Genomic DNA, 7,684 nt, shown 5'->3' with positions numbered 1-7,684 from the left:
GGTACCCACTTCGCGCGCCACGCGCGTCACTTCGGACGAGAAGCCGTTGAGCTGGTCCACCATCGTGTTGATGGTGTCCTTCAGCTCGAGGATTTCGCCGCGCACGTCCACGGTGATCTTGCGCGAGAGGTCGCCCTTCGCCACCGCCGTGGTCACTTCGGCGATGTTTCGCACCTGCGACGTCAGGTTCGACGCCATCGCGTTGACCGAGTCGGTCAGGTCCTTCCACGTGCCGGCGACGCCCGGCACGACGGCCTGGCCGCCCAGGCGTCCTTCGGTACCCACTTCGCGCGCCACGCGCGTCACTTCGGAGGAGAAGCCGTTGAGCTGGTCCACCATCGTGTTGATGGTGTTCTTCAGTTCGAGGATCTCGCCGCGCACGTCCACGGTGATCTTGCGCGAGAGGTCGCCCTTCGCCACCGCCGTGGTCACTTCGGCGATGTTTCGCACCTGCGACGTCAGGTTCGACGCCATCGCGTTGACCGAGTCGGTCAGGTCCTTCCACGTGCCGGCAACGCCGGGCACGACCGCCTGGCCGCCCAGGCGCCCTTCGGTACCGACCTCGCGCGCCACGCGCGTCACTTCCGAGGCGAAACCGCGCAGCTGGTCCACCATCGTGTTGATGGCTTCCTTCAGCTGGAGGATCTCGCCGCGCACGTCCACGGTGATCTTTCGCGACAGGTCACCGTTGGCCACGGCGATGGTCACGTCGGCGATGTTTCGCACCTGCGCGGTGAGGTTGGACGCCATCTGGTTGACCGAGTCGGTCAGGTCCTTCCACACGCCCGAGACGCCCTTGACCTTCGCCTGGCCGCCCAGGCGGCCGGCGGTGCCGACCTCCAGCGCCACGCGCGTCACTTCCGAGCTGAACTCGCCCATCTGCTCGATCATGCGGTTGACGATGTTCGCCGAACGCAGGAACTCGCCCTTGAGCGGGCGGCCATCGGCTTCCAGCGGCACCGTGCGGGTCAGGTCGCCCTTCGCCACGCCGGCCATCGCCTCGCCCATCGCCTCGACGGGACGCACGAGGTCGTCGATCAGTGCGTTGACCGAATCCTCCATGCCCAGCCACTGGCCTTCGCGGTTGGCGGGCACCACGCGCTGGCGGGTCTGGCCTTCGCGGCCGACGGCTTCGCCCACGCGCGACAGTTCGGCGGCGAGGCGGCGGTTATGGCTGACGATCTCGTTGAGGATCTGCGCGAGCTGGCCTTCCTGGCCGTGCCAGTTCAGCGGCAGGCGCACGGAGAAATCGCCGCCGCGCACGGCGTCCATCGCTTCGATGATCACTTCCATCGGGTCGCGCGGCGCCTGGCGCACCGGCTCGGCCTGCGCGCGTTTCTTCGGCGCCGTCGCGACGGCTTTCGCTGGCGATGGCGTCGCCTTGCGCGCCGCGTTCGACCGGCGCGTCTTGGTTTCCGTGGTCACCCTACATCCCCCATGCACTGCGGCTTACGGAAAATCAGGCGAGCTTATCCCAGCGGCGATGACGGAATGTTCACGCCGCTTGGCGCGTTCAGTCAGGGCGAACCGGACTCGACCGTGGGGTGCGGGCGTTTGCGACGCCGGGTTTCGAACAGCCCGTAGCCGGCGACGGCGACCATCAGCGGTCCCAGGTAATAGCAGGCGCGATACGCGAGCAGCGCCGCGAGCATCTGCGGTTGCGGAACCTGATGGCCGAGCAGCGCGATGAACACGGCTTCCTGGACGCCGATGCCGGCCGGGATATGCGCGATGGCCGACGCGACCGCCGCCACGAGCAACGCCCCGAGCACGTCGGCATACGCGACGCCGTCCGGCATCAGCACGAACACCAGCGCGGCCATCAGCGCCCAGTTGGTCGCAGCCAGCGCGAGCTGCAGCAGCGCCAGCGGCAGCGACGGCAGGCGGAAGTGGTGGCCGCGCACGTGATAGACGCGCCCATGCGTGACGTGCGAGGCCACCAGATACACGACCACCGCGACCAGCATCGCCGCGCCCAGCCACGGCAGGCGGTCGCCGGTGACCGGCCAGCCCGGCGGCGGGCGCACGCGGCCGGAGGCGAACAGCGCGCCGGCCAGCAGCAGGTAGCCCATCCAGTTCGTGCCGATGGCGAAGGCGACGACGCGGCTGATCGTCCCGAGGCCGAGTCCGGCCTGCGAATAGATGCGGTAGCGGAACCCGGCGCCGCCGAACAGCGCGCCGACGTTCAGGCTGAACGCGTACGCGAGCATCGCGATGCCCATCACCTTCGGCGTCGGCAGGTCGTGCCGCGCGTAGCGGCGCCCGGCGAGGTCGTACGCCGAATAGAGCAGGTAGCTGGCGACGGTCAGGCCGATCGCGATCGCCAGCGTGCCCGGCCCGTAGCCGGCGAGCGTGGCCCCGACCTGCGCCCAGTCGACCGACCGCGCGTACCGCACCAGCAGCACCGCGACCAGTGCGAGGAAGACGTAGAAGGCGACGCGCCGGATCTTCCGCCAGCGCTGGCGCGAAACGGTCACGACGGGGCGTCCGCGTCGTCCGGCGGCCGCACCAGCGTGGTGGCCGGCTTGTGCGCGGGCAGCCAGCCGGCCCATTGCGGGAAGTTGCGCAGCACGTGGAACAGCACCGGCCGCGTCAGCGGTTGCCAGAAGCGTCCGCGCGGCACGCTGTCGGGTTCGATCGCCTTGCAGTGGTCGTCGATGAGCTTCCCCAGCCGGCCGCGCAAATCGCGTGCGAAGTCCGCGTCGCGGATGAAGACGTTGGCTTCGAGGTTGAGCGACAGGCTCAGCGGGTCGAGGTTGCTCGAACCCACGGTGCTCCATTCCTCGTCGATCACCGCGACCTTGCCGTGGAAGGGCCGCTCGCAGTACTCGAAGATGTGCACGCCGGCATCGACCAGGTACCGGTACAGCCAGCGGGCGGCGATGAGCGCCATCGGCGTGTCCGGCTCGCCCTGGAAGATCAGCTGCACCTTCACCCCGCGCCGCGCCGCCGCACGCAGGTCGCGCAGGAAACCGTAGCCGGGGAAGAAGTACGCGTTGGCGATCACGATCTCGCGCTTAGCGTCGCGGAACGCCTGTCGGTACGCATGTTCGATGGCGCGCGAACGCCGGCCGTTGTCGCGCGGCAGGAAGCACACGTCGGCCGGGCCTTCGGCCTTGCGCGAGGCCGCTTCGTTGCCCGGCTCCCAGCGCTCGCCGGTGCCGCGCGTCACCATCGCCCGGCGCAGGAACGACACGATGTCGGCCACCACCGGCCCTTGCACTTCCACCGCGTAGTCCTGCTTCGCGGTCGGGCCGAAGTCGGCGAGATGATCGGCCGAATAGTTGATGCCGCCGACGAAGGCGAGCGTCTCGTCGATCGCCACCAGCTTGCGGTGCATGCGGCGGAACACGTTCAGGCGGATGCCCATCAGCGTCGGCTGGCGGTCGTACATGCGCAGCTGCACGCCGGCGGTGGTCAGTTCCTGGAGGAAGTCGTCGGACAGGTCGGGCGATCCAAAGGCGTCCACGAGGAAATGCACGCGCACGCCGCGCTGCGCGGCCGCGACCAGGCGCTCCTTCAGCGCGAGGCCGACCTTGTCCTCGAACCAGATGAAGGTTTCCAGCAGCACCTCGCGCTGCGCGGCGTCGATGGCCTCGAACACGCGCGCGAAGTAATCCTCGCCGTTCTCCAGCAGCCGTACGCGGTGGCCGTGCCGCCAGCAGGTGTCGATGGCGCGCGTGAGCCTCACAGCGCGATCCTCGCCAGCAGCGGGACGTGGTCGGACAGGTGCGACCACGGCCGCGAGGACAGCACGCGTGCTTCGGCCACGCGTGCATGCCGCAGGTAGATGCGGTCCACCGGCAGCGTCGGCCAGCGCGACGGGAACGTGCGCGCGACGCGGCCGTGCGCGTGCTCGAAGGCTTCGACCAGCCCGCAACGACGCAGCAGGCGATGGCCGCGCGCGCGCCAGTCGTTGAAATCGCCGGCGACGATGAGCGGCGCCTCGTGCGGGATCTGCGTGGAAATCACCTCGCACAGCAGTCCGATCTGTTTCTGGCGGTGCGATTCGCGCAGCCCGAGGTGCACGCAGATCGTGTGCACGTCGACCTCGTGCCCGTCGCCGCGCGTGTCCGGCACGCGCACGATGGCGTGCAGCAGGCCGCGTTGCTCGTGGCCGCGTACCGACACATCGCGGTTTTCGTGCGAGGCGATCGGAAACTTCGACAGCAGGGCATTGCCGTGATGGCCATGCGGATACACGGCGTTGCGGCCGTAGGCGAACTGGGTCCAGAGCGAATCGGCGAGGAACTCGTACTGCGGACCGGCCGGCCAGTCCGCGTGGCGCCGCGCGTGCTGCGCGTGTTCGCCGAGCACTTCCTGCAGGAACACCATGTCGGCCGACACGCCGCGGATCGCTTCGCGCAATTCGGGCAGCACGAACCTGCGATTGAGCAGGCTGAAGCCCATGTGCATGTTGACGGTCAGGACGTTGATCGAGGTCATGCAGCGACGTGTCGTCGGAGTGGCCTGCATTCTGCCGACGGCTCGTGCGATGGGGCGTGAGGGTGGCGCGTGGCGGGTGTGGACGGAATGTGTGCGTGCACCGTCGCGAACATCGCGCGTCACCAGCCGCGTGCGAGATCGCGCGTGATCTCCGCCGCCGGCACCGCACGGCAGCCGGTGGTGTTCTGTCCGGCCCACAAGGGCGAGAAGTCGCCGCGTCCCATCGCCTCGGCCTTGCCGCGCAACGGGGCCAGCGCGCCGGCCGCAAGCGGGAAGGCGGGGACGTCATCGCGCATCGCGCCCAGCTCGCGCATCAACCGGTTGTGGATGCCGCGCGCGGGGCGACCGGTGAAGAGGTTGGTCAGTGCCGTGTCGCCGCCCGCGTCAGCGGTGAGTGCCTGGCGGTGCACCGCGCTGGTGGTCGCCTCCGGGCACAGCAGGTACGCCGTGCCGACCTGCACGCCCGCCGCGCCGAGCGCGCGTGCCGCCGCGACGCCGGCCGCGTCCGCGATGCCGCCCGCGGCGATGACCGGCACGCGCACCGCGCGCACGATCTGCGGCAGCAACGCGAACGTGCCCGCCTGCGCGTCGAGGTCGTCGGACAGGAAATGCCCGCGATGTCCGCCCGCTTCCAGGCCCTGCGCGACGATCGCGTCCACGCCCTGCGCATCGAGCCAGCGCGCTTCGTCCACTGTCGTCGCCGACGACAGCACCTTCGCGCCGGTCGCGCGCACACGTTCGAGCAGGTCCGGCGCCGGCAGGCCGAAGTGGAAGCTGACGATCGCCGGCGGCAGTTCGGCGAGCACGTCGGCGAGTTCGTGGTTGAACGGCGTCCGCGCCGGGCCGGCGACCACCGCGGCCGGATCGAGGCCGAAATCCGCGTAGTACGGCGCGAGCAACGCGCGCCATGCGGCTTCGCGTTCGGCGTCGGGTTCGGGCGGCGCGTGGCAGAAGAAGTTGACGTTGATCGGGCCGGCGCTGCGTTCGCGGATCGCCGCGAGGTCGCGCCGCAAGGCCTCGGGCGTAAGCGTGGCGGCCGGCAGCGAGCCGAGTCCTCCGGCCTGCGCCACCGCCAGCGCGAGCGATGCGCCCTGCACGCCGGCCATCGGCGCCTGCACGACGGGGAGGGAAAGGCCGAACAGGTCGGTGATCGAGGTCATGGCATCACTCTAGAAGGGAGCCGTGGCTGGCGATATCGGCCGCTGGCGACGAGTGGGCTCCGCCCGCCGCCCATGTCGGGTTTCCTCCGACTTGCGCTTCCGGTTTCCCTGACTGCGGCTCAGGGCGGGTCGCGGCAAACTGAACAGGCCCCGGCGCCGAGGCCGATCCTCTTCCCCTCGGATCTTCCCCTCCGAACTTTTCGGTCGGCTGCCCAAACCGGCGCCGGGGTCAAACCGCTCCACGGCGGTCATGTCGACAGCAGCGGGGGCGGGTCCTCGTCCTGTTCGCGGTAGCTCTCGCCGGTCAGCGCCATCGCCGCGGCCAGCTGTTTCACCGCCTCGCATTGCGCCGCGCCGTCCTCGACCTGCCACAGCGCTTCGAGCCCGTCGACGTGGGTCAGGCGCAGCACGCAGGCGCGGCTTCCCGGGAATGGACCGGTGGCTTCGATCCGCCAGCCCGGCGGCAGGGTCTGGGTTCGGGTATCCATGCGGCGGACGCTACCGCTCCGGACGATAGGCGCGCGTGAGGCGGGCCGGCGCGGCATACAGGACCGCTCCGGCACGGGGAGGCGGCGACGCGACGCGGTATGGTGGCGGCCCTCGAAGCTGCCCACGCCCCGATGTCCACCACCGACGTTTCCCCGGCCGCCGCGCCGCAACTGGGCCATGCCCTCAAGCCGCGCCAGCTGATCATGATGGGCCTGGGCAGCGCGATCGGCGCCGGCCTGTTCCTCGGTTCGGGTGTCGGCGTGCAGGCGGCGGGACCGGCGGTGCTGATCTCGTACCTGGTCGCCGGCGCGCTGGTGATCATCGTGATGAACGCGCTCGGTGAAATGGCCGCCGCGAAACCCGCGAGCGGCGCGTTCTCGGTGTACGCCGCCGACGCGATGGGCGCGACCGCCGGCGCCACCGTCGGCTGGTTGTGGTGGGCGCAGCTGGTGATCGTCATCGCCGCCGAATCCGTCGGCGCCGCCGGGCTGCTCGCGACCGTCTGGCCGCAGATCCCGGTGCCGCTGTCGTCGCTGACCTTCATGCTCGTGTTCACCGCCATCAACCTGATGGGCGTGCGCAACTTCGGCGAGTTCGAGTTCTGGTTCGCCATCCTGAAGGTCGTCGCGATCCTGCTCTTCATCGTCATCGGCGCGGCACTGCTGCTCGGCCTGCTGCCGGGCGTGGCCTCGCCCGGCTTGTCGAACGTCACCGGCCACGGCGGCTTCGCGCCGAAGGGCTGGGCGGGCATCGGCGCGGCGTTGCTGGTGGTGGTGTTCGCGTTCGGCGGCACGGAGATCGTCGCCGTCGCGGCGGCGGAAACCTCGGACCCGTCGCGCAGCCTCGCGCGTGCGATCCGCACCGTCGCCTGGCGCATCCTCGTGTTCTACATCGGTTCGATCAGCGTGATCATCGCCGTCGTGCCGTGGACCAGCGAATCGCTCCGCTCGCCGTTCGCGGCGGTGCTGGAGGTCGCGCGCATTCCGTACGCATCCACGACGATCACGCTCATCGCCGTGATCGCGCTGCTCTCGGCGCTCAACGCGAACCTCTACGGCGCCTCGCGCATGATCTTCTCGCTCGCGCAGCGCGAGGAGGCGCCGCGCTGGCTCGCGCGCGTCAACCGTCGCCAGGTGCCGGTGATCGCGGTGCTGTCGTGCGTGGTGTTCGGTTTCGTCGCGACGGTGTTCGAGCTGTGGTACCCGAACCGCGTGCTGCCGGTGCTGCTCAACATCGTCGGCTCCACCTGCCTGCTGGTGTGGACGATCTCGCTGGTGTCGCAGCTGATCCTGCGCCGGCGCGCCGATCGCGCGGGGACGCCGCTGCCGTTCCGCATGCGCGGCTTCCCGTGGCTGACGGTGTCGGCGTTGGCCATCCTCGCGTTGATCTTCGCGCTGCTGGTGTCGTCAGCCGAAACGCGCGGTCAGTTCCTGTCGATGGCCGCGCTCACCGCCGGCATTGCGCTGGCGAGCGAACTAGCGCGCCGCTATCGCAACAGCAAGCGGGCGCAATAAAAAAGCGCGCGACGGGGTGAACCGTCGCGCGCTGCCGCGGCGTGCACGGGAGGGGTTGTACACGCCTTTGCCCGA

General features: G+C 70.0%; 7 protein-coding genes. 1 reads left to right on the top strand and 6 read right to left on the bottom strand.

Features of this window, described 5'->3' with window-relative positions; genetic code table 11:
• From DX912_RS12380 to DX912_RS12355, 6 genes are all read right to left on the bottom strand, one after another.
• Window positions 1-1,425: HAMP domain-containing protein (locus DX912_RS12380; RefSeq protein WP_220340803.1), on the bottom strand; the 1,425-nt coding region annotated here is incomplete at its 3' end.
• A gap of 92 nt (window positions 1,426-1,517) precedes the next feature.
• The gene (locus tag DX912_RS12375; RefSeq protein ID WP_233433580.1) at window positions 1,518-2,477 is read right to left on the bottom strand and encodes a lysylphosphatidylglycerol synthase domain-containing protein; all 960 of its coding nucleotides are present in this window, start codon (window positions 2,475-2,477) and stop codon (window positions 1,518-1,520) included.
• Window positions 2,474-3,691 carry a cardiolipin synthase ClsB gene (clsB, locus tag DX912_RS12370; protein ID WP_115842818.1) on the bottom strand — a complete coding sequence of 406 codons (1,218 nt, stop codon included), beginning with the start codon at window positions 3,689-3,691 and terminating at the stop codon, window positions 2,474-2,476. Before clsB ends, DX912_RS12375 begins: the two co-directional genes overlap by 4 nt.
• Window positions 3,688-4,446, bottom strand: a complete 759-nt coding sequence (locus DX912_RS12365; RefSeq protein ID WP_115842817.1) for an endonuclease/exonuclease/phosphatase family protein — start codon at window positions 4,444-4,446, stop codon at window positions 3,688-3,690. The genes clsB and DX912_RS12365 overlap by 4 nt, the downstream gene beginning before the upstream one ends.
• A 119-nt stretch (window positions 4,447-4,565) precedes the next feature.
• A complete protein-coding gene (locus DX912_RS12360; RefSeq protein WP_115842816.1) occupies window positions 4,566-5,606 on the bottom strand; it encodes an NAD(P)H-dependent flavin oxidoreductase in 1,041 nt (346 codons plus the stop codon).
• Window positions 5,607-5,854: 248 nt separating this feature from the next.
• Window positions 5,855-6,094, bottom strand: coding sequence for a hypothetical protein (locus DX912_RS12355; protein ID WP_115842815.1), 240 nt, complete (start codon window positions 6,092-6,094; stop codon window positions 5,855-5,857).
• A 132-nt stretch (window positions 6,095-6,226) separates the two neighbouring features.
• On the opposite strand from DX912_RS12355, the gene DX912_RS12350 reads away from it, so the two are divergent.
• On the top strand, window positions 6,227-7,609 hold the full coding sequence (locus DX912_RS12350) for an amino acid permease (RefSeq protein WP_115842814.1): 1,383 nt from the start codon (window positions 6,227-6,229) through the stop codon (window positions 7,607-7,609).
• The last annotated feature ends 75 nt before the right edge of the window (window positions 7,610-7,684 follow it).

Origin of the sequence: Lysobacter soli, from assembly GCF_003382285.1 — a bacterium.
Lineage (GTDB): Bacteria > Pseudomonadota > Gammaproteobacteria > Xanthomonadales > Xanthomonadaceae > Lysobacter_J > Lysobacter_J soli.
This window is presented reverse-complemented; position numbering and strand designations above follow the sequence as displayed.